The organism is Achromobacter sp. B7, assembly GCF_003600685.1.
GTDB lineage: Bacteria > Pseudomonadota > Gammaproteobacteria > Burkholderiales > Burkholderiaceae_B > Achromobacter > Achromobacter spanius_B.
Genome location: NZ_CP032084.1, coordinates 815100 through 836434 on the forward strand (window position 1 = coordinate 815100; position 21335 = coordinate 836434).

The window sequence follows — 21335 nt, forward strand, 5'->3', positions numbered from 1 at the left end:
CGGCGTCAGAACGCCGTCCAGCCTTCGGAGCAGTCGACCTTGCGCACGGCCTTGCTGCAACTGGGGCAGAAATGAATGTTCGCGCAGGTGATGCCGTACATCACGCACTGCCCGATTTCCTCGTTGTACTCGCCATTCTGGTCGGGCAGGCCGTAATAGCAGTGCCCCCCCGCGTTGTAGTAGAAGTGCGGCGGCGGGTCCAGCTTTGAATCGTCGGCGGACTCGTCCTGGTTGCGCAGGCCGGGCCAGTCGGGGCCGCTGGGCACCATGCCCAGCAAGTGGCCCATTTCGTGGGCCAGGGTTTCGGTCAGGTAGGCCTGCGAGTTGGGTTCGTAGGGGTCCAGCGTCGAGACGAACAGCAGGTTGGTGCCCGTGATGGCAAGGCCGGCGTAGCTGGCGGCCACGGTGTTGAACTGGATGTTCAGCATGCCGGTCAGCGGCGTGGGCGATATGCGGGTCAGGTCCACGGACACCGACCAGACCGACCCATTGCTTTCGCGGATGGGGGTGATCAGGTGGCGCGGAATTGGAATCGACCGTTCGGCGCCGGAGGCGTCCGTGTGGATGTAGCGCGCGTGCACCAGCCAGTCGTCGCTGGCATCGAATTCGTACCAGAGGCTGGAGCGGCTGCGGTCGTCGTTGACGATGGGCACCGTCATGACGCGTCCGCCGGGGCCGGCGGGCACCGGCAGCCGCATGTCGCCGCTGACGCCCGGCGCGGCCAGGCGGTCAACGTGGCAAACGACCAGCGTATAGGGTTCGCGCTGCTTGCCCGGGGAAGGGGCATAGACCGCGCGAACGGCGTTCATGATGGCTTGCTGCGACTCGACGGTGTCGGCGGCGTCAACCGCCGAGCGGCCCCGGAATTGCAGGCGCGGAAGCTGGATCATATCGATACCGTGCAGCGCGAATTCCGCGGTGACGGGCGTGACGTCGGCCAGGTGGCCGGCCGGATGCGCGCTCATGCACATGACTTCCTGGATGTACAGGCGGCGCACGGTTTCAACGCGTTCGGTCTTGATCAATTGCCCGCGTTCGTCGCGCACTTCGAACAGGTACAGGTTCAGGCCGGCGGCCGGCAGCGTGATGTCGTCGACGATGCGGGTGCCGTCGGCGTTGGTGACGTAGCTGCGCGGGTTGCTGTGCGGTTCCTGATAGCTGGCGCGGCGGCCACGTTCGCGCGCGGAGTACGGAATGTTGGCGGGGTCGGCCTTCACGGTGATGGTGAAGCGGTGCTGGCCGGGGCGATTGAATTCCACGTGGATGCGCGGGCGGTTCGATTGGCGTTCGGTGGTGGTCAGCGCGCTGCCGTCGTTCCAGCGTTCGGCCACCTGTTCCAGGTTCACGTATTGCAGGCGCGCGCCGTCCTGGCGGGCGCGGTAGGTGGACACGCCGGGCACCGCGCGGCCGGAGCCGCCGGCGGGCGGCGTGCCGCCAGGCAGGTTGGTGCCCTGGGTGCGCGCCACGGGTCCCAGGCCGACCGAGTCAAGCACGTCGCGCGCGATCTGCGGCAGCGGGGACTCGGCCACGCCGGGTATCTTCATCAGCACCTCGGCCACCTTGGGCAGCGTCTCGGTGGCCAAGGTGGGCGATTGCAGGATGGCGCCGATCACGCTGGGCATCGACGACGATGACAGGCCCGGCATGCTGAGGATGGCGCCTGCCACCGACGGGATGTTGGCTTGCTTGACGTCGGGCAACGTAAACAGCGTGTCAACGGCGGAACTCAAGGCTGCCATGCGGTCGCCGCCGGCGTTCAGCGCCTGCGTCATGACCGGCACAATGGCCGCGCCCACGTTGGCGCTGACGCCGCCCGCCGCGAAGGTGGATGCGCTGGACAGCGCGGTGGACGCGGCGCTGGCCTGTTGCGCAAAGGTCGCCAGCCCGCCGCCGGCCGCAACGGCGCCGATGCCCACAGCGCCGGAACTGCCGGCGCTGGAAGCAGCGGCGGACGCGCCCGCACCCGCGCCGGCTGTGGCGGACAGATCGGTGGCGCGGGTGGCCGGCGTGCTGTCGGACATGCCCGCCGCGCGCGCGGTGGCGCTACCCAGGTTTGCATCCGGCGTGGCAGGCGCAGCGGTGGCCGCCGTGCTGGCTGGGGCGGGTGGCGTTGCGGCGGGGGCTTTGCCCAAGGGCGCGCTGCCGGCGGGCGAAGCCGATGTGGGAGTGGACGCGCCGTTGGCCGAGGCGGCGCTGGCCGTTGTCGTTGCGCTGCCCGATGGGCCGCCGGCCGCATGGGCTGGCGCGCTGGTGGAAGTGCCGGCGCTGGCGCTGGAAGTAGCGTCCGCCGTGGGGGCGGCCGAGGGGGTCGCCGGTGCACCAGCCGCAGTAGCTGCGTTCGCGGTACCGCCGACGGTGCCGGTCGAGCTAGCGTCCGCTGCGGAGGGCGCCGTGTTGACGCCCGCGCCTGCCGACGCCGTGGAGCCGGACTCGCTTCCCGCGACGCTGGCGACGGACGAGTCCCCGGCGGCGGTCGTCGCGGTGACGCTTGCCGGGGTTGCTCCGGCTGCGCTTGTCGCTACGACAGGTGAGGCTGCGGCAGGCGCGGCGGCGGAGGTCGCAGCGCTGCCGGCGGAGCCCGTCGCGGCGCTGGTCGCTGCCGTAGTCGAGCCAGCCGTGCTGCCCCCGGAGCCTCCCAGGCCCGCTGCCGCGCCTGCGCCGATCCCGCCAACGCCGGATGTCGCGCTGGCCCCCGCTGATGAGGGGTTGCTGGGGAAGTTCAAGCCGCCTTCACCCGAGCCGCCGGGCAGGCCCGCGCCCTGCGGCAGGGTGCTTTGCGAGGCAGGGACGAAGCCAGGCGTTTGCGTGGGGATGCCGGCGGCCACGGCAGGGCCGTCGCCAGACAGGCCGCCCGTCGCCGGCAGGGTGTCGCTGGATGCGATCAACGCGCCGCCGTCCGGGGCTGCAACGCCAGCGGCATGGGCGGAGACGTTTGCAGAGACGTCCGCGGGGACGTTAGCGGAGACGTTAGCGGGAACCTCAACGGGCATACCAGCGGGGACGTTAGCGGGAACCTCAACGGGCATACCAGCGGAGACGTTAGTGGGAACCTCAACGGGCATACCAGCGGGGATACCGGCGGAGACGTCGGCCGAAAGTCCCGTTGCCGAACCTGCGTCTCGGCCGGTGCTCGTTAATTGCGCAAGCTGGTCGCCTTGCGTCACGGTCCCGGCAGAGGACGGCGATGCGCCGTTCACGGCGCCGGGCCAGCTGAATCCGTGCAAGGCGCCAGAGGGCTGCGGAACGACGGTGGCCAGCGTAGCCGGGTCAGACAGCGCGCCGCCAGCAACGGCTGCCGAAGATGCTGCGGCTGCCGTATTGCCAGCCGCGTTTGCGGCGCCGGCCAGCAGCGTGCCCGCGCTGGCGGTCACGGTCGCGAGCAGCGTAGCGTTCGGCAAAGTCGACGTGTCGCGCGTGTCGCGTGGGTGCGCGGATGCCGTGACTGAGGCCGCGCCTTGTTGGCCGGGAGACACGGACGCAGCGAAAGAGGGCGACGATTGCGTCCCCACTGCGGCGGACGCGGAGGTGGGCGACGATTGCGTTGTTGCCGCGGCGGTCGCGAAGCTGGGCGATGGCTGCGCTGTTGCGGCGGCCGATGTCTCGTCGACCTGCTTCCGCTGGTCGTCGTCGACGCTTGCCTGGACGAGCTGGGTGTCGGGCGCGCCGGACCCTGGCGCGACGTGGGTGTCAGGGCTGGACGGCGTCGACGGCGCATGTCCGTGGCCCTGGGCGTTTGCCGTCCCGGCTATCGTCGCGGTCGATCCCGCAGCAAGCGAGGCTGCGGAACTGGCGGATGCGTCAGCGGGCCGGTCGTCAACGGCATGGCCTTGCCTAGGCTCCTGCACGCGCAGCGTGGGGGCCGCGCCAATCGTTGCGGCCACAGTGGTCAACAAGCCGATGCCATGGTTCGTCGCCGAACCTGCCGTAAAGGTTGCCGCGCCGGACCCCGGCGGCAGATCCGTCGTCAGCGGCGAAGCTCCGTCCGCCGCCGTGGCCGACGCGCGGGCGGCGGTTGCGGCCACCGAAGCAGCTCCGGTACCCGCCAGCGCGCCGACTTGCGATGCTGCGTGGGCGGATGCTGCCGCTAAGGTCGCGGGGGGAGGGGATGCGCCGTTGAAAGATGCCGCGTTAGAAGGGGCGGCGTTAGGTGCGGCGGCGTTAGAAGCGGCTACGTGAGACGAGTCGACGTGAGAAGAGGCTGCGTTATAGGCGTCGCCAGAGGAGACTGCCCCGCTGTAGGCCGCGTTCACGGCGGTCGCGGCGGTCATGCCGAGGTCCGTCGCGATGGATGGTGGCGACGACGTAGCGGCGCCGGTGAAGTCGCCGGCTGCCGGTCCGGCTTGCACTGACGCGGCCGACACAACGTCGCCCGGCAACGCGATGCTTTCCGTGGACGCCGAGACGAGGGCCGCCGAAGCCGGCGACACGGCCACGTCCGCCGTGGGAGATACGAAAGTGTCTGAAGCGCCCGCAACCGCGGACGCGCCGAATGAAGGCGTCGTCGACGCTACCGAAGCGGCGAATGACGAAGCACCGGTAGCCGCCCCAGCCGCCGCAATCGAGGCGGCGCCAGAAGACGCGCCGCCCGATATGACTGCGGACGCACTCGCAGCCGTAATCGAAGGCGTGGCCGACGCAGCACCGGCAGCAGCAATCGAAGGCGCGACCGTAGACGCACCGGCAGCGGTGATCGAAGGCGCGACCGTGGATGCGCTTGCGACGGCAATCGAAGGGGCGGCCGACGACCCGGCCGCATCGGCAACGGAGGGCGCCCCAGTGTTCGCGATCAGGGAATCGCTGGCGGGCGCATCGGGTGTTGCAACAGCAGACGGGGCCGACGTCGCAACGGACGAGGTACCGGTTGCGTTGACGGGTGCCGTGCCTGCGGCGGAAGCGCTGGACACGGGTGCGCCCGTGCCGGCAGTTGGCGGGGCAGACGCTACGACGCCAGCGGGACCGGAGGCGCTGGTCGCGCCGCCTGCGTCGGCGGTCGCGGTAGCGTTCGCAGCCGTCGACGCTGCACCTGTCGTTGGCGCGGGCGCGACCGACACGCTGCTGTTTGCGACCGGCGCTGCGCCAGCGCCAGCACTAGCACTAGCACTAGCACTAGCACCAGCAACAGTTCCACCGCCCGCACCAGCACTAGCCCCAGCCCCAGCCCCAGCCCCAGCACCAGCCCCGGAGGGCGATGCCGATGCGTCAGGCGATGCGCTCGCAAGCGCAGGCGAGGGCGCACCGGAGGGATCCGCAGCGGAACTCGCGGCAGATGCTTGCGGCGCAGACGCTGTACCGGCAGTTGCCGCGCTTGGCGTACCAGTCGCCGCCGGCGTGGCGCTTGCCACGGACGTCGCTCCAGCCCCCGATCCCACCCCCGCGAACGTCGCCGCTCCGGAAATCATTCCCGACGCGCCTTCCGGCGCGACGGCAGCCAGCATGTCCGTCGCGGCGGGCAATGCCGCCGAAGGGTTCTTGATGAAGGCCGCCGCTTGCGACACGGTGCCCGCCGCCGACGCGGCGGAATCGATCATGCCGCTGGCGCCCGGGGCCACCGAACCCAGCATGCCGGAGGCGGCGGGCAGCGCCGACATGGGGTTTGCGACCATGGCCTTTGCCTGAGCGACCATGCCTTGCGCCTGCGAGACCATGCCCATCGTGTTCTTGGCGGTGTTCAGCAGCCCGCCCATCGCGGGGCTGGCGTTGCCCAGCAGGCCCGGGGCGGCGGACAGCGCGCCCATCGGGTTCTTGGCCAGCCCGGCCAGCGTGTTGGCCTGGCCGGCAAGCTGCGACAGCTTGGAGGCGGCGCCTGCCGCCGTCTGGCCCAGGCTGGCCAGGCCGCTGGGCATGGCATCGCCCAGTGCCCCCAGCCCGGTGCCGGCGCCGGCTCCCGCCGCGCCGCCGAAACCGGCCATCAATCCGGACGCGGCCTTCTTGACGGCGGACGCCGTGGCGCCGTCCTTGTGCACCAGCTCGGCGCTGACGATCAGCGGATCGTCGACCGTGGTGCTGGGCAAGGCCGGCAAGTTGGCCGCGTCACTGGCCGGACCCACGAAATTGTGCGTGGCGCCCTTGACCGAGAACAGGCCCGGCCCCTTGAACACAATGTCGGCCCCATCCAGCGTCACGCTGCCGCCCGCGGCTTGCAGGGTTACGCGCTGGTTGCCCAGGATTTCGATGCCTTCGGCCGACGACGTCACGGTGATGTCCTGGCCCGCCAGCGCTTCCAGGATGTCGGTATGCGCGTGCAGCGACACGGGCGCTTGCGCCGAGATCGCCCGGATAGGGCCCTGCTGCGCGAACACGCTGGCCGAGCGCGCGGACACCGCCGAATACGTCTGCTGCGCGGACACGTGCGCGTCCGATTGCGCGGTGGCGTGCAAGTGCTTGCCCGCATGTAGCACGGCGCTGGCCGGCGTGGCCAGGTTCAGGGAATTGGGGGAATCGATCAGCAGGTGCGGGCCGTTGATGCGTTCGACGGCGGCCGAGTCCGTGCGCTGGCCGTTGGCGGCCTTGCCGGCGGCCTGGCCGTTGATTTGGGCCGGATAGCGTCCGTCCTGTTGCGGGTCCAGTGCGGCAAGCAATTCGTCATAGCCGTCGGCCGCCGCCATCGTGCGCGCCTGATGCTGGCCGGCGCTGTCGTTCAAGCGGCGCGATGCGTCTTGCGCGCCGCGCAGCAGCAGCAAGGCTTCCTGCGCGTCCGCCTGCGTGGACTTGGCCTGTTCGCGGGCGGTGGACGACACCAGCATGCCCTGGCCCGACCGCACGACCGTCCACGCGTCCGAGCGCAGTTCAAAGCCCGTGCCGCGCCATTGGCCGCGGTTGGCGTCGTCCAGGTCCTGTTCGACCAGATGGCCCAGGCCCAGCTGCGTGGCGGCGGTCGAGCTGGCCAGCCGCGTGCGCAACTTGCCGCGCGTGTCGTCAAACACCCACTGGTTGCGGCCCGCACCGTCCAGGCCGTGGCTATGCCAGCCGCTCAATACGCCGGCGTGATTCGCTTCGGCGTTCTCGCCAGCGGACCAGGGCGGCAGGTCCGCGTCGTTGTATAGCTGGCCGGCAACCACCGGCCTGTCGATATCGCCATCGATAAATTCCACGATGACTTCGGTGCCGCCACGGGGCAGATGATGCGCGCCCCAGTTGGGGCCCGCTTGCGCGCTGGCCACGCGCAGCCACGTGCCCGAGCGGTCGTCGCCCGGTGCGTTGCCGCTGGCGTCGCCGTGCGTCTTGTGCGGCAGGCCACCCGTGACGGGCTTGTCGCCGCGCTGCCAGGGAAACTGCACCTTCACGCGCAGGTCGCGGTCGGACGTGATGGGGGCGTCGCCGGCGCTGACCACCACCGCCGCCAGGCCTTCCGGCGCGGTCGGGCGCGGGCGCCACGCCGGCATCAGCGCGGCCGCCTCGGGCTGGGCCGTGAAGCGGTTGCGATAGGTGCCGCGTTCCATGTCGGCGCTGCTTGCCACCTGGGGGGCCTGTGCCCCCAGGTTGTTGGTGGCTTCGTGCACCACCTCCAGCACCACGTAACGGTTGCCGCCCAGCTCGTCCACCGCCTGCCCGCCGCCGCCCTCGGCATAGCGTTCGTGCTGCGTCATGGCGAACAAGCGGCCGGGGGCCAGCGACCGCGCCGTGCCCGCGCCTTCGAAGCGGACGATGCGCGATTCGTGGGCGCGCAACGAACGCGCGGCGCTTTGTTCGGCGGCCTCGTCGTCGGCGTAACGGCCGTGGCCGGCGTAGTCGTAATCCTCAAGCACGGGCAGGGCTTCCACCTGCACTGGCGAGCGGCTTTGCGCGGCATGCGCGGTCAGCGTGCGTTCGTTCCAGGCGGCGCGCGCCACGGCGTTCGGGCGCACGGACTGGGCCGCTGAAAAATGCGTGATGCTGTCGCGCGTTTCAGTGGCGTCGCTGCGATGAAAACGCAGGGGCGAGGCCGGGTCTTCGGGCCGCGCCGCGCCCGCATCGAAGATCACGACGCGATGGCGCGCTCCGCCGCCGGCCGCCTGGCCGTCGTCCTGTTGGTGTTCGAAGCGATACGACAGGCCCGCCTCGGCCAGGATGCGCTGCACGAATTGCAGATCCGACTCGCGGTACTGCGTGCAAGCCGGGCGCGCGGGCAATGCCTCGCTGACGTCGAACGCGAAGGCCGCCTGGGGATAATCCGCAAAGATGTCGCTGACGATGTCCTGCACGGACTGATCTTGGTAGATGAAGCTGTCGCGGCGCAGCGCCAGCGCGGCCATCCACGGCGCGGCGTGCAAGCGGTAGCGGGCCAGACCGCCATCGGCGCCCAGCGCGTCCACGCCTTCGACCACGGCATGCCAGCGGCGCATCGACCCATCCGCCTGCAACAGGCTGACGGTGATCTCCTTGCCCAGCAAGCCGCTTACATCGAGCTCGGCGCTGGCGGCCAGGCAGTCCAGCGTCAACGCGAACAGGCGCGACACGCCTTCGCGCAGCGTCATCTGCTCGGGCACCAATTCAGCGTCCAGCGGCGTGCTGACGCGCAGCATGCGCGCCTGTTGCGACAAGGTGGCGATGTTCATCGACGAGTAGGCCGAGGCGCTTGACGGGTTCGAAGGCGTAGTGTTCATGGCAACGAAATGGTCAGGTGCGCGGCGCGCGGACCCAGCTTGACGATGTCGTGGTACGGCGCCATCGCCGTCTGCATTTCCGAATTCAAAAAGTGGCCCATGCCCAGGAATGCCAACAGGCCCAGCAGCGCAAACACCGCCATGACCGACCACAGCGGCACGTCGCGCTTGAGCGTGTGGGCGATCTTGTCGGGCAGTTGCCAATGCGGCGCAAAACCGGTGCGCTTGCCGCGCAGCAGGGCAATCTCATCACCCAGGCGCGCGGTCAGGTAGCCCAGCTTTTCCTGGCCTTCGATCAGGTACTTGCCCTGGAAACCCAGCAGCAGGCACATGTAGTAGATCTCAAGCGATTGCAGGCGCGGCGCGCCTTGCGCACGCAGGTCTTCCAGCCGTGCAAAAAAGTTCTCGCCCGCCAGCTGCTCGCCGAACAGCGTCAGTTGCAGCGGCTGCAACATCCACGCGTCACGAATCGCGAAGCCGGAATTCAACACGGTTTCATCGACGGCGGCGCAAAAGGCGTACTTGGTGGCGTAGACGTCTTCGGCTGGAATATCCAGCTTCTTGGCGGCGCGTTCGTAGTCCGCCAGAAACTGCTGCACGCGCGCCGAGAAGGCCGCGGCGTCGGTCGGTTCCTGGCCGCTCTTGACCAGGAACAGCATCAGGAAGCCGTCGTACAGCAGGTCCAGCAATGACTTGGCGGGGCGGCTGGCATGGAAGTCGGCGGCGCGCTGAGGCAGCGTCGCGCCGGACATCAGGGAAGGGGCGTCGGCGGTCATGGCAGGGTTCCTGTCAGCGGGTGACGGCGATCAAATCCAACTTCAGTTCGGGAATGCCCGCGGGGGCGTAGATGGCAATGCTGCGTGCTTGCAGCATGCGGTCATAGAGCGAGCCGCGCGTCTGTAGCGCGAAATACACCGCGCCAGGTTTCACGGGCACGGCGGGCGGCACCTGCGGCGTATAGGTCAGCGGCACGCCCGGCATGGCGGACAGCACCAGCTTGTCGACGTCTTCGGGGGCGCCCACCTTGAAGCGCATCGGCACGCTTTCCGACAGCTCGCGGGCCGGCATGGCGGCTTGCACCGACAGATACAGCGAGGTGGTCTCGTCCAGCTTTTCGGAATCCAGGCGGCCCATGTGAAACGACGGGCGCAGCTCTTCCAGCACGATGGAAAAGTAGCGCGTCGAGATCACCGTTTCCAGCAGGTCGCGCAAGATTTCGTCCATGCGGGCAAACGCCGGGCCGGGCGCGTCGTGGCGATACACGGGCAGGTCGGCCAGCGTGTGCACCTTCGAGAACGTCATCAGCGCGCCCGCCAGCCGCAACAGTTCCTGGAACAGGCGTTCGGGATGCAGCTGCGGGTGGTGGAACAAGTGCGACAGCGTGGCGTAGGCTTCGTTGGCCGTGTGCAGCAGCCAGAACGACGCAACATCGCCCGAGCGGAATTCAATGATGTTCTTGCTGGGCTCGCGATGAAAGCCGTACAGCGCATTGACCTTGGCTTGCAGCGCGTCCAGCAGCCGGCGCAGCTGTTCGTGCAGCGCGCCCGAAGCCGTCAGCGACAGGCTGGGGGCGATGAACGAATTGTCCAGCTCGTAGCCCGCGCTGGCCGTGCGGCGCACGCGCGCCACCGGAATCGCCAGCAGTTCGTCGCGCGGTTCGAATTCGGAAATCAACCGCACGTCCTTGCGCAGGAATGTCAGCTCGGCCGTGGTGGCGCCGGTGTACAGATCGGGCGCGGGGGCATTGTCGTGCGTGTAGCGGGTATCGAAATTGCCGGCGCTCTGGCCGTCGCGATAATTGCCGCCAATCGCCTTGAGCGGATGGATGGCCAGGTAGAACACCGCTTCGCTCACACCGTCCAGCGCCGTCAGCGCGACGGGCGGGGGCAGCTCGTCGCCATGCGGCGCGTTGTAGAGCTCGCCGTCGGGAAACACGGCCGTCATTTCAATGGCGCGCAGCATGCCGTTGGCCAGTGCCGACGCATCGAAACGCGCGGATCGCAGCCCCCACGCATAAGGATGCAGCGCGCGGGCCATCTCGGCCAAGCGGTCCTCGTGATACGCGTCCTGCCGCTGAAAATGTTGCGGCCGGAGGAACAGGCCCTCGCCCCACAGGACTTTGGCTGAATAACTCAAGTTGGCGCTCCTTGTCTTTCTATCTCTATATATAGAAGGCGGGCAATCGCGCAGTGCGCGTCAACCAGGACACTGCACGCCGGACAGGCGCGCGGGGTCGTAGCTGGGTATGCCTGCCGGCAACGTGGGTTTGCCCGTGGCCACCGTCAGCGCGCAAGCGTGCGCGCCCAGGACGATGCCACTGTCTTTCACGTCGTCGACTTTGAATACGTACTTCCAACGCATCGGCGCCGGCGCATAGAACAGGCCGGCGACCGCGATGTACTCCGCTTGCTTGGGGACTTTTTCAACGCTCTCAACGCGCTGTCCTGGCGTGAGCGTGAGCTCGCGTGAACCCAGCACGGTTTCCCCCAGCGTGGCTTTCTCTTGCGCAGTGTCTATCAATTGCGTGAGTGGCGCACGTTGGAATTGCTCAGGATTCTTCAGGTAGTATATTTTTGTAACGACGGCCATCGCTTGCCCCGCGCCGGCGTTCAAATTTTCTCCCGCATGAATCGCTAATTTCACTTCCACCGGCGCGTTTTCCTGCTTTTTCAGGCCCGCCATCTCCATCGCATTCCCGGTCAAACCAGCCACCGCTCCGATGGCCGAAACCGCTGCACATCCAGTGATGGCGGTGCTTGCCAGCGTGCAAGCCGCCGCTGCGAACAAACGTGATAAATGGATATGTTTGGACATGGCCCTTTATACCGGAAGTGTGTGAAGCAATACAGATCGCGGCACGTTGCGTGCAGTTTCGACGCAAGTAACATGAAGTCACGCGCTGTAGCGCCGCACTAACAAAAGGTTGTTGAAATACGGCCCCTAGTTACAACCCCTGCTAGGTGCTTAAAACATGCCCTTTTCCCGCCTCGTCGTAGTCGCCGGCGTCGTCGCTTTGATGGCCGGTTGTGCGTCGGTAAAACCGCAGTCGGAAGCGGAATACAAACAGTCCATGGCCGCCGCTGAAAAGACGCTGGCGCAGAAGGGCGCGGAGCAGGCCGTCGCGCAATTCGAAGAGATCGCCCAACGCAATCCGTCGCAGGGCGCACCGTGGTCCTACATCGCGAAAATTCGTTTCGACGAACAGAAATATGGCCAGGCCATCGTGGCCGCCGATGAAACGTTAAGCCGCGATCCGGACGACTTCGTGGCCAAGACGGTGCGCGCCGTGGGCGGGCTGCGCGTGGCGATGCAATCACTGGCCGACCTGCGTGCCGACGCGTTGCTGGCCGGCAATGCCCGCGCCGACGCCGTGGCGCTGGCCGCCTCGATGCGCGAAACGTTGGGCCAGGACGTGTTGTTCCCGGAAGGCCGCCGCCCGCCGCCGCGCCCGCGTCAGCCGCGCAAGGTGGAACCGACCGCGCCCGCTGCCGGTATGCCCGCCGCCGGTACGCCCGCAGCCGGTATGCCCGCCGCCGGTACGCCCGCTTCGCAAGCCGCATCGTCTGGCGCCGCGCCCGCTGCACAACCCGCCGCGCAACCCAGTCGCCAGCCCGCTACGCAAACTCCTTCTACTTCGCCCGCCCAGCAGCCCAACCGCGCGCCGAATCCGTTCGGCGACCTGCTTACCAAGTAACCGCCTCATCGTGCGCCGCGCCATGCGGCTTACGGCTGACCGATAGACACGATCCTTTGCACGGAGCCTTCCATGGCCAAGAAAGAAAGCGTTCAGAAACGACTGCAGAAAGTCCGTCCGCCGCGCGTTCAGCTCACGTATGACGTTGAGAAGGGCGACGCCATCGAACAGAAGGAACTTCCGTTCGTGGTCGGTGTGGTGGGGGATTTCAGCGCGCAGTCCGAAGCCGAACTGCCGCGTTTGAAAGACCGCAAATTCGTCAACATCGACGTCGACAATTTCGACGACGTGATGCGCGGCCTGGAACCGCGCGCCGCCTACCGCGTCAAGAACAGCCTGACCGAAGAAGGCGGCACGTTCGGCGTGGACCTGAAGTTCCGCTCCATCGAGGACTTCCGCCCGGAAGCCGTCGTGCAACAGGTGGACCCGCTGCGCGAACTGCTGGATATCCGCACCAAGCTGGCCGACCTGCGCAACAAGCTTGCCGGCAACGACAAGCTGGAAGACCTGCTGGGCGAAGTGCTGACCAGCACCGAAAAACTGCAACAGCTGACCAGCGAGACCGACAAGGGAGGCCGCAATGAGTAATTCCGCCGCCGCGCAGAACAGCGCCACCGCCGCCGCATCGGCCGACAGCCAGAGCGGCCTGCTGGACCAGATCGTCGAGCAAAGCCGCGTGGCCAAGTCCACCGCCGAACACGACCGCGCCAAGGACATCATCGGCGAACTGGTGCGCGAAGTGATGAAGGGCACCGTGGTCGTCTCCGACAACCTGTCGGCCATGCTGGACGCACGCGTCGCCGAGCTTGACCGCCTGATCTCGGCGCAGCTTAGCGAAGTGATGCACGCCCCGGAATTCCAGAAGCTGGAAAGCACCTGGCGCGGCCTGCACTACCTGTGCCAAGAGACCGACACCAGCCCGATGCTGAAGATCAAGGTCTTGAACACCACCAAGCGTGACCTGGTTCGCGACTTCCAGACTGCGATCGACTTCGATCAGAGCCTGATGTTCAAGAAGGTCTACGAAGAAGAATTCGGCACCTTCGGCGGCGCGCCGTTTGGCGCCTTGCTGGGCAACTTCGAAATCACGCGCCAGCCCGAGGACATGTACTTCATCGAGCAGATGTCGCACGTGGCCGCCGCTTCGCACGCACCGTTCATCGCGTCGGCCTCGCCCGAGCTGCTGGGCCTGGACAGCTTTGCCGACCTGGGTCGCCCGCGCGACCTGGCCAAGGTGTTCGACACGGTGGAATACACCAAGTGGCGCAGCTTCCGCGATTCGGAAGATTCGCGTTACGTCGGCCTGACCATGCCGCGCTTTCTGGGCCGTTTGCCGTACGACCCCGTGGAAGGCACCACCGTCGAAGGCTTCAACTTTGTTGAAGACGTGGACGGCACCGACCATTCCAAGTACCTGTGGTGCAACGCCGCCTGGGCGTTCGGTGCGCGCCTGACGGCCGCGTTCGCGGACTTTGGCTGGTGCGCCGCCATCCGTGGTGTTGAGGGCGGTGGCCTGGTCGAGAACCTGCCGACGCACACCTTCAAGACGGACGACGGCGAAATCGCGCTGAAGTGCCCGACGGAAATCGCCATTACCGACCGCCGCGAAAAAGAACTGAGCGACCAGGGCCTGATCCCGCTGGTGCATTGCAAGAACTCGGACTACGCCGCCTTCTTCGGCGCGCAGTCGGTGCAGAAGGCAAAGAAATACAACACGGACAGCGCCAACGCCAACGCGGTGTTGTCGGCGCAGCTGCAATACATCTTCTCGGTATCGCGCGTGGCGCATTACCTGAAGGCGATGATGCGCGACAAGATCGGCAGCTTTGCGTCGGCGCAGTCCGTAGAGAGTTTCCTGAATCGTTGGGTGTCGCAGTACGTGCTGCTGGACGACAACGCGACGCAGGAACAAAAAGCGCAGTTCCCGCTGCGCGAAGCCTCGGTGCAGGTGGCCGAGGTTCCTGGACGTCCTGGCGTCTTCCGGGCCGTGGCGTTTTTGCGGCCGCATTTCCAGCTTGACGAACTCTCGATCTCGTTGCGCCTGGTTGCCGAATTGCCGGCGCAGGCTCAGAAATCCTGATCGTCGTTGCACTGACAACTCATCCATTCAAAGAGGTTTACAACAATGAAGGACATCTACGTCAAGTTCGGCAATCCGGCGCTCAAGGGCGAATCGCAAGACAAGGACCACCCGGATTGGATCGAAGTCAGCTCGTGGCGTCACGAGATCATTCAGCCGCGTTCCGCTACCGCCTCGACCTCGGGTGGCCATACCGCCGAACGTACCGAACATGGCGAAATGGTCTTTACCAAGGACCTGGACGTGGTCAGCCCGCTGCTGTATCAGCACGCCTCGGGCGGCACGACCTTTGACGAAGTCACCATCGACTTCCTGCGTGCCGACGGCGAAGGCAACCGCGTCAAGTACCTGGAAATCAAGCTCAAGTACGTGATCATCGCGCGCGTTGCGCCCGAGGTGGTTGCCGAAGGCCTGCCGCACGAATCGTTCTCGCTGAAGTACGCCGCCGTGCAGTGGAAGTACACGCAGCAGAAGGTGGGCGGCAACCAGGGCGGTAACGCCCAGGGCGCCTGGAGCCTGACCAAGAACGACAAGACCTACTCGGTCTGATCGCAGCCGGGCACGCAAAAGACCGCGGCCCGAGCCGGGTCGCCGTCTTTTTTTATGTGAGGCCCCATGAAAGGTTTCGAGCCGAGCCTGTTCGACAAGCTGTTCGAAGGCGAGGGGCAATCGCCCTACGCGCTGCGGCGCCTGTCGATCGAGGAAATGAAGGAAACGGTGGCGCGCGACATCGAGGCGCTGCTGAACACCCGCATGGTGTTCACCGAGGAAGACCTGCGGCGTTATCCGAATTGCCAGCGTTCGTTGCTGACCTACGGGCTGTCGGATTTTTCCGGGCTGAGCCTGGCCAGCCACTACGACCGCGAGTTCATCTGCCGTTCGCTGGAGCAGGCGATTGCGCGGCACGAGCCTAGGCTGACTCACGTTCGGGTGATGTTGCAGGTGGATAGCCGCGCGACGTCGGTGCTGTATTTTGCGATTACGGCCATGTTGGACGTGGGCCCGGCCCACGAGCCCGTGACGTTTGACGCCACCTTGCAGCCGTCGACGTTGCAGTACTCCGTGACCCGTGGTTGGGCCAAGACGCCTGCCACGGTCTGAAGAATGAATCTGTAGTGCAGGTGCGGCTTGCGCGCTGGAAAGGAAGACAACAATGGAAGAATTGCTGCCTTATTACGAGCGCGAACTTGGGTTTTTGCGGACGTCGTCGCGCGACTTCGCGCAGCAGTATCCGAAGATCGCCGCGCGGCTGGGCTTGTCGGGCGAAACCTGCGAAGACCCGCACGTAGAACGCATGATCGAATCGTTCGCCTTGTTGAGCGCCCGCATCAACAAGAAGCTGGACGACGACTACCCCGAATTCACCGAAGCGCTGTTCGAGGTGATGTACCCGCATTATCTGCGGCCGTTTCCCTCGTGCAGCGTGGCGCAGTTTGACTTGGGCGGGGCCGGCGCGCAGTTGTCCGCCGCCGTGCGCGTGGCGCGCGGCATGGAACTGAAATCGCATCCGGTGCGCGGCGTATCGTGCCGCTTTCGCACCGCGTACGACGTAACGCTGGCGCCCATTGAAGTGCAGCGCGCGGGCTATTTTTCCAGCGCCAACGCGCCGGCCACGGCCAAGCTGCCGGCGGGCGTGACGGGGCGCTTTGCCGTCACGCTGGGATGCCAAGGCGAAAACCAGCATTTCGGCATGCCGGGGCTGGACAAGCTGCGCGTGTATCTGCACGGCGAACCGTCCTTCGTGGCGGCGCTGCGCGACGCGCTGTTCCTGCGCACGGCGGCGGCTTATGTCGAGCTGCAACCCGGGCGCTGGGACCGTCTGCCCACGATTCCGCTGGCCCAGGTGGGGCTGGCCGAAGAGGACGCGCTGATCGACTTTCCGGCCAGTTCGCATCCGGCCTATCGTCTGCTGGCCGAGTATTTTGTTTTCTCGGAAAAATTCAACTTTGTCGATATCGACCTGGCGGCACTGCGCCCCTACCTGGGCACCGTGCGCCAGTTCACGCTGCATCTGCCGGTGGCGGGCGTGCGCGCCGATTCCAATACCGCGCGCCTGCTGGAATCGATTACGGCGGACAACCTGCGGCTGGGTTGCACGCCCGTAGTGAACCTGTTCACGCAGCGGGCCGACCCGATCCGCGTGACGCACGCATCGGCCTCGTACCCGGTGGTGGCCGACGCCCGCCGCGCCTACGGCTACGAGGTCTATTCGATTGACCGGGTGCGCCAGGTGCGGCAGAACGCGCAGGGCGATGCCGTGGTGGATTTCAGGCCCTTCTATTCGCTGCACCATGGCGAATCGCCCGAGACGGCGGGGCATTACTGGACGATGCGCCGCGATGCCGCGATGGCGCAACGCAGCCCCGGCTACGAAACCGAAATATCGATCGTGGATATCGATTTCGACCCGTCCATTCCGCAAACCGAAACGCTGAGCCTGGACCTGACCTGCACCAATCGCGACCTGCCTGCGCAGATTGCGGTGGGGCAGTCGGGCGGTGACCTGTTCATGGAAGGCGGCACGGTGGCGCGCGCGATTCGCATGCTGCGCCGCCCCACCAACAGCCATCGCTTCCAGCAAGGGCGCGCGGCGCATTGGCGCTTGATTTCGCATCTGGCGCTGAACCATTTGTCGCTGGTGCAAAGCGGCTTGCCCGCGCTGAAGGAAACGTTGCGCCTGTACGACCTGTCCGGCTCGGCGGTGGCCGCGCGTCAGATCGAAGGGCTGGTCGGGCTGGACTACAAACCCGCCACGCACTGGATGCCGGGCGAGCCGTTCGCCACCTTCGTGCGCGGCATTGAAATCCGCCTGACCGTCAACGAAGACCACTTCGTGGGCACCAGCCTGCACACCTTCGTGGCCGTCATCAACCGATTCTTCGGCCTGTACGTGCACGCCAACAGCTTCGTGCAGTTGGTGGTGCTGTCGCGCCGTGGCGCAGAGGAACTTCTACGATGCCCCCCATGCAACGGCGACGCCATACTAGCGTGATGGATGCGCTGCTGGCAGAGCCGCAGCGCTTCAAGTTTTTCCAGGCGGTGCGTCTGCTTGAACAGTGCTTTGCGCGCCAGGAGCGCGGCGGCACGCGGCATACGGTGCCGGTGCACCTGCGCTTTCCGAACGCGCCGGGCCTGGGCTTTCCGCCCAGCGAAATCGTCGACGCCGTAGCCTATGACAAGAATGGCGAGGTGCTGGCCGACGAAGCCGCGCGCCGGGCCGCGGTGTCGGAAGGGCGGCTGGGCCGCGTGGATGTGACACCCGCGTTCTTCGGGCTGCTGGGTGCGCAGGGCGCCTTGCCGCTGCATTATTCCGAAATGCTGGCCACCCGCGAAAGCCTGCGGCGCGACCGGGGCGCGCGCGCCTTCTTCGATATTTTTTCCAATCGCGCCGCGGCGCTGTTCTATGCGGCTTGGAAGAAATACCGCATGCCGTTGCGGCACGAAGCCGAACAAGATCACCACTACCTGCCGTTGCTGCTGGCGCTGGGCGGCATCGGCCATCCGGCGCTGCGCGACCGCTTGCACAACGGCGCCGGCCGCGTGTTCGACGAATCCGTCGCGCACTACGCCGCGGCCGCGCGCCAGCGGCCTGTGTCCGCGCCGTTCTTGCAGCGCGTGTTGCAGGACTACTTCGGGGTGCCGCTGCGCGTGGAGCAGTTCGTGGGTCGTTGGTACGACGTGCCGCCGCAGAACCGCACGCAGCTGGGCCGGCCCGGCGCGGTGTTGGGCGTGTCGGCGCTGGCGGGCGATCGCATCTGGCAGCGCGACCTGCGGATCCGCCTGTGGATCGGCCCGCTGTCGCGCCAGGCCTTTGCCGACTTTCTGCCGGGCGGCGAGCGCGCCCAGGCGCTGGAAAAACTGCTGACCATGTTTGGCGGCATGACATTCGAATACGAAGTGCGCCTGGTATTGGCGCGCGACAGCATCGGGCCCAGCCAATTGGGCGGGGACGGCGATGTGCGGCTGGGGTGGAATTCCTTCCTGTCCACCGAACCGGCCACGCGCGACCGCGACGACGCCAGCTACGAACTGCACACGATTCACTGATCCATCGACGTAGAAAAACAAATCCATGGCCACACCGCTGAAAACCCTGATCGGGAAGCTGAACCAGACCTGCCGCCAGGCCGCCGAACGCGCGGCCAGCCTGTGCATGGCGCAGGGCCATTACGAGGTGGACCTGGAACACCTGTTCCTGGCGCTGCTGGAAAAGCCCGCCAGCGATCTGGCCATGATTGCGCGCCGCTGCCACATTCCCACGGATGCGCTGGAAGCCGACCTGAAGGCCGAGATCGGCCGTTTCAAGAACGGCAATACGCGCACGCCGGTGTTCTCGGCACATCTGCCCAAACTGTTTGAACACGCCTGGCTGATTGCCTCGCTGGACACGCAGACGACGCGCATTCGCTCGGGGCATCTGCTCTTGGCCTTGTTGACCGAACCCGATCTGGCGCAGTTGGCGCGGCGCGGTTCGCCCTTGTTTGAATCGTTCCGCCTGGACGCGTTGAAGCATGACTTCGCAGCGCTGACCGAGGGCTCGGAAGAGGCGGGGCAGGCGGTGGGCTTTGCCGACGGCGCGCCGGCCCAGGGCGACGCCGCGCAGCCCGCGCCGGGCTTGTCGGCATCGCCCGCACTGGACCAGTACACGACCAACCTGACCGAACGCGCGCGGGACGGCAAGATCGACCCGGTGATCGGGCGCGATGCCGAGATCCGCCAGATGATCGACATCCTGACGCGGCGGCGGCAGAACAACCCCATCCTGACCGGCGAGGCGGGCGTGGGCAAGACGGCCGTGGTGGAAGGCCTGGCGCTGCGCATCGTGGCGGGCGATGTGCCGCCCGCGCTGGCCGACGTGACGCTGCGCGTGCTGGACATGGGCTTGTTGCAGGCCGGCGCCAGCGTCAAGGGCGAATTCGAAAACCGGTTGAAGAACGTGATCGACGAGGTCAAGAAAAGCCCGTCGCCCATCATCCTGTTCATTGACGAGGCGCACACGATGATTGGCGCGGGCGGGCAGGCGGGCCAGAACGACGCCGCCAACCTGCTCAAGCCGGCGCTGGCCCGTGGCGAATTGCGCACGATCGCGGCCACGACGTGGAGCGAATACAAAAAGTACTTTGAGAAAGACGCGGCATTGGCCCGGCGCTTCCAGGTTGTGAAGGTCGAGGAGCCGGACGAGGCCCTGGCCGCATCGATGCTGCGCGGCATGGCGCCGCTGATGGAGCGGCATTTTGGCGTGCGCATCCTGGACGAGGCGATCAGCGCGGCGGCGCGCTTGTCGCACCGCTACATCACCGGCAGGCAGTTGCCCGACAAGGCGGTCAGCGTGCTGGATACGGCCTGCGCGCGCGTGGCCCTGGGCCGCAGCGCAACGCCCGCATTGATCGACGATGCGCGTCACCGGCTGACGCGGCTGCGCACCGAACAGGCCGCGCTGCGCCGCGAGGCCGCCACCGGCACGCCGCAATCGCGCCTGGCCGAACTGGAACAGGAAATCACCACGGTGCAGCAGACGCTGACGGACGCCGAGGCGCGCCATCAGGCGGAAACCGGCCTGGTGGAACGCATCCATGCGCTGCGCGCCGAACTGGAAGCGCAAGGCCAAGACACGACGGCAATGGAGGATGCGGCAGGCGGACCTGCGGCAGGCGATCCTGCGGCAGGCGGACCTGCGGCAGGCGGTGCCAAGGCTGCGGCGACCGCCGCGCCTTCCGCCTCGCGCCGCAAGGCGGCCGCGCCGGCCTTAACGCCGGAACAGCAGCGCCTGGCCGGCCTGATGGACGAGCTGCGGGCGCTGCAAGGCGAACAGCCGCTGGTGCCCGCGTGCGTGGATGCGCAGATCGTGGCCGAGATTATTTCGGCCTGGACCGGCATCCCGCTGGGCCGCATGGTCAACGACGAAATTCGCACGGTGCTGCAATTGCAGCCCATGCTGGCCGAACGCGTGATTGGCCAGGACCACGCGCTGCATGCCATCGCGCAACGCGTGCGCACGGCGCGCGCCGGGCTGGAAGACCCGGACAAGCCCAAGGGCGTGTTCCTGTTCGTCGGCCCGTCGGGCGTGGGCAAGACCGAAACGGCGCTGGCGCTGGCCGACATCCTGTATGGCGGCGAGCGCAAGCTGATCACCATCAACATGAGCGAATACCAGGAAGCCCACAGCATTTCGGGCCTGAAGGGATCGCCACCGGGCTACGTGGGCTACGGCGAAGGCGGCGTGCTGACCGAAGCCGTGCGGCGTCAACCCTACAGCGTGGTGCTGCTGGATGAAATCGAAAAGGCGCACCCGGACGTGCTGGAGATGTTCTTCCAGGTGTTCGACAAGGGCGTGATGGACGACGCCGAAGGCCGCGAAATCGACTTCCGCAACACGCTCATCATCCTGACCTCGAACGTCGGGTCCAGCACCATCATGCAGGCCTGCTTGAACAAGCCCGCCGAAGAACGCCCCACGCCGGACCAGCTGGCCGAGCTGCTGGCGCCGCAACTGTACAAGGCGTTCAAGCCCGCTTTCCTGGGCCGCATGAAGACCATTCCGTACTTCCCGGTGGATGACGACGCGCTGGCGCACATCATCGGCCTGAAGCTGGCGCGCATCGCGCGCCGCGTGCAGGCCACGCACCGCGCGGCGTTCGAATGGGACGAGGCCCTGGTCGAGGCCGTGCTGGCGCGCTGCACCGAGGTGGACACCGGTGCGCGCAACGTGGACCACATTTTGAACGGCGCGCTGCTGCCCGAGATTGCCGAGCAGGTGCTTGGGCGCATGGCGCAGGGCGAAGCCATTGCCAAGATCCGCGTGGGCGCGGGCAAGAACGGCGACTTCCGTTTTCGCATGAGCTGATCGGGAGACGCCGACTATGCCCCGAGAAACTGTCGCCGCCGCCGCAAGTTCGCTTGCCGCAAGCCCGCTTGCCGCAAGTCCGCTTGCCGCAAGTTCGCTTGCCGCAAGTTCGCTTGCCGCAGCCTTTACCCAAGC

The 21335-nt window shown here is 66.9% G+C and carries 13 protein-coding genes; 8 read left to right on the forward strand and 5 right to left on the reverse strand.

The window, feature by feature from the left end; genetic code table 11:
- Nucleotides 1-5 precede the first annotated feature (5 nt).
- Genes tssI through tssJ form a run of 4 tightly spaced genes read right to left on the reverse strand, consistent with a single transcriptional unit; the run spans nucleotide 6 to nucleotide 11396 of the window.
- Nucleotides 6-8582: a type VI secretion system tip protein TssI/VgrG gene (gene tssI, locus DVB37_RS03705; protein WP_120153878.1), complete on the reverse strand. Its 8577-nt coding sequence runs from the start codon at nucleotides 8580-8582 to the stop codon at nucleotides 6-8.
- Nucleotides 8579-9358, reverse strand: coding sequence for a type IVB secretion system protein IcmH/DotU (gene icmH, locus DVB37_RS03710; protein WP_120153880.1), 780 nt, complete (start codon nucleotides 9356-9358; stop codon nucleotides 8579-8581). Before icmH ends, tssI begins: the two co-directional genes overlap by 4 nt.
- Nucleotides 9359-9371: 13 nt before the next feature.
- Nucleotides 9372-10718, reverse strand: a complete 1347-nt coding sequence (tssK, locus tag DVB37_RS03715) for a type VI secretion system baseplate subunit TssK (RefSeq protein WP_046807645.1) — start codon at nucleotides 10716-10718, stop codon at nucleotides 9372-9374.
- Nucleotides 10719-10778: 60 nt separating this feature from the next.
- Entirely contained in the window at nucleotides 10779-11396 is a 618-nt protein-coding gene (gene tssJ, locus DVB37_RS03720; RefSeq protein ID WP_104143431.1) for a type VI secretion system lipoprotein TssJ, read from the reverse strand.
- Between the two features lie 157 nt (nucleotides 11397-11553).
- On the opposite strand from tssJ, the gene DVB37_RS03725 reads away from it, so the two are divergent.
- The 8 genes from DVB37_RS03725 (at nucleotide 11554) to tssH (ending at nucleotide 21200) form a co-directional block, all read left to right on the forward strand.
- The gene (locus DVB37_RS03725) at nucleotides 11554-12276 is read left to right on the forward strand and encodes a M48 family metallopeptidase (protein ID WP_240434033.1); all 723 of its coding nucleotides are present in this window, start codon (nucleotides 11554-11556) and stop codon (nucleotides 12274-12276) included.
- Between the two features lie 72 nt (nucleotides 12277-12348).
- Nucleotides 12349-12864: a type VI secretion system contractile sheath small subunit gene (gene tssB, locus DVB37_RS03730; RefSeq protein WP_006226593.1), complete on the forward strand. Its 516-nt coding sequence runs from the start codon at nucleotides 12349-12351 to the stop codon at nucleotides 12862-12864.
- A complete protein-coding gene (gene tssC, locus DVB37_RS03735; protein WP_046807642.1) occupies nucleotides 12857-14356 on the forward strand; it encodes a type VI secretion system contractile sheath large subunit in 1500 nt (499 codons plus the stop codon). Before tssB ends, tssC begins: the two co-directional genes overlap by 8 nt.
- Nucleotides 14357-14401: 45 nt before the next feature.
- Entirely contained in the window at nucleotides 14402-14905 is a 504-nt protein-coding gene (locus tag DVB37_RS03740; protein ID WP_006226591.1) for an Hcp family type VI secretion system effector, read from the forward strand.
- A 66-nt stretch (nucleotides 14906-14971) separates the two neighbouring features.
- Nucleotides 14972-15457, forward strand: coding sequence for a type VI secretion system baseplate subunit TssE (gene tssE, locus DVB37_RS03745; protein ID WP_046807641.1), 486 nt, complete (start codon nucleotides 14972-14974; stop codon nucleotides 15455-15457).
- Nucleotides 15458-15509: 52 nt separating this feature from the next.
- A complete protein-coding gene (gene tssF / locus DVB37_RS03750) occupies nucleotides 15510-17348 on the forward strand; it encodes a type VI secretion system baseplate subunit TssF (RefSeq protein ID WP_120153882.1) in 1839 nt (612 codons plus the stop codon).
- Nucleotides 17312-18403 carry a type VI secretion system baseplate subunit TssG gene (gene tssG, locus DVB37_RS03755; RefSeq protein ID WP_046807639.1) on the forward strand — a complete coding sequence of 364 codons (1092 nt, stop codon included), beginning with the start codon at nucleotides 17312-17314 and terminating at the stop codon, nucleotides 18401-18403. Before tssF ends, tssG begins: the two co-directional genes overlap by 37 nt.
- 25 nt (nucleotides 18404-18428) lie before the next feature.
- Nucleotides 18429-21200, forward strand: coding sequence for a type VI secretion system ATPase TssH (tssH, locus tag DVB37_RS03760; protein WP_120153884.1), 2772 nt, complete (start codon nucleotides 18429-18431; stop codon nucleotides 21198-21200).
- A gap of 14 nt (nucleotides 21201-21214) precedes the next feature.
- On the opposite strand, the gene DVB37_RS28895 is transcribed toward tssH, so the two are convergent.
- Nucleotides 21215-21307 (reverse strand): pentapeptide repeat-containing protein, encoded by a 93-nt coding sequence (locus tag DVB37_RS28895; RefSeq protein ID WP_371683104.1) that lies wholly within the window; start codon nucleotides 21305-21307, stop codon nucleotides 21215-21217.
- Nucleotides 21308-21335: the final 28 nt, after the last annotated feature.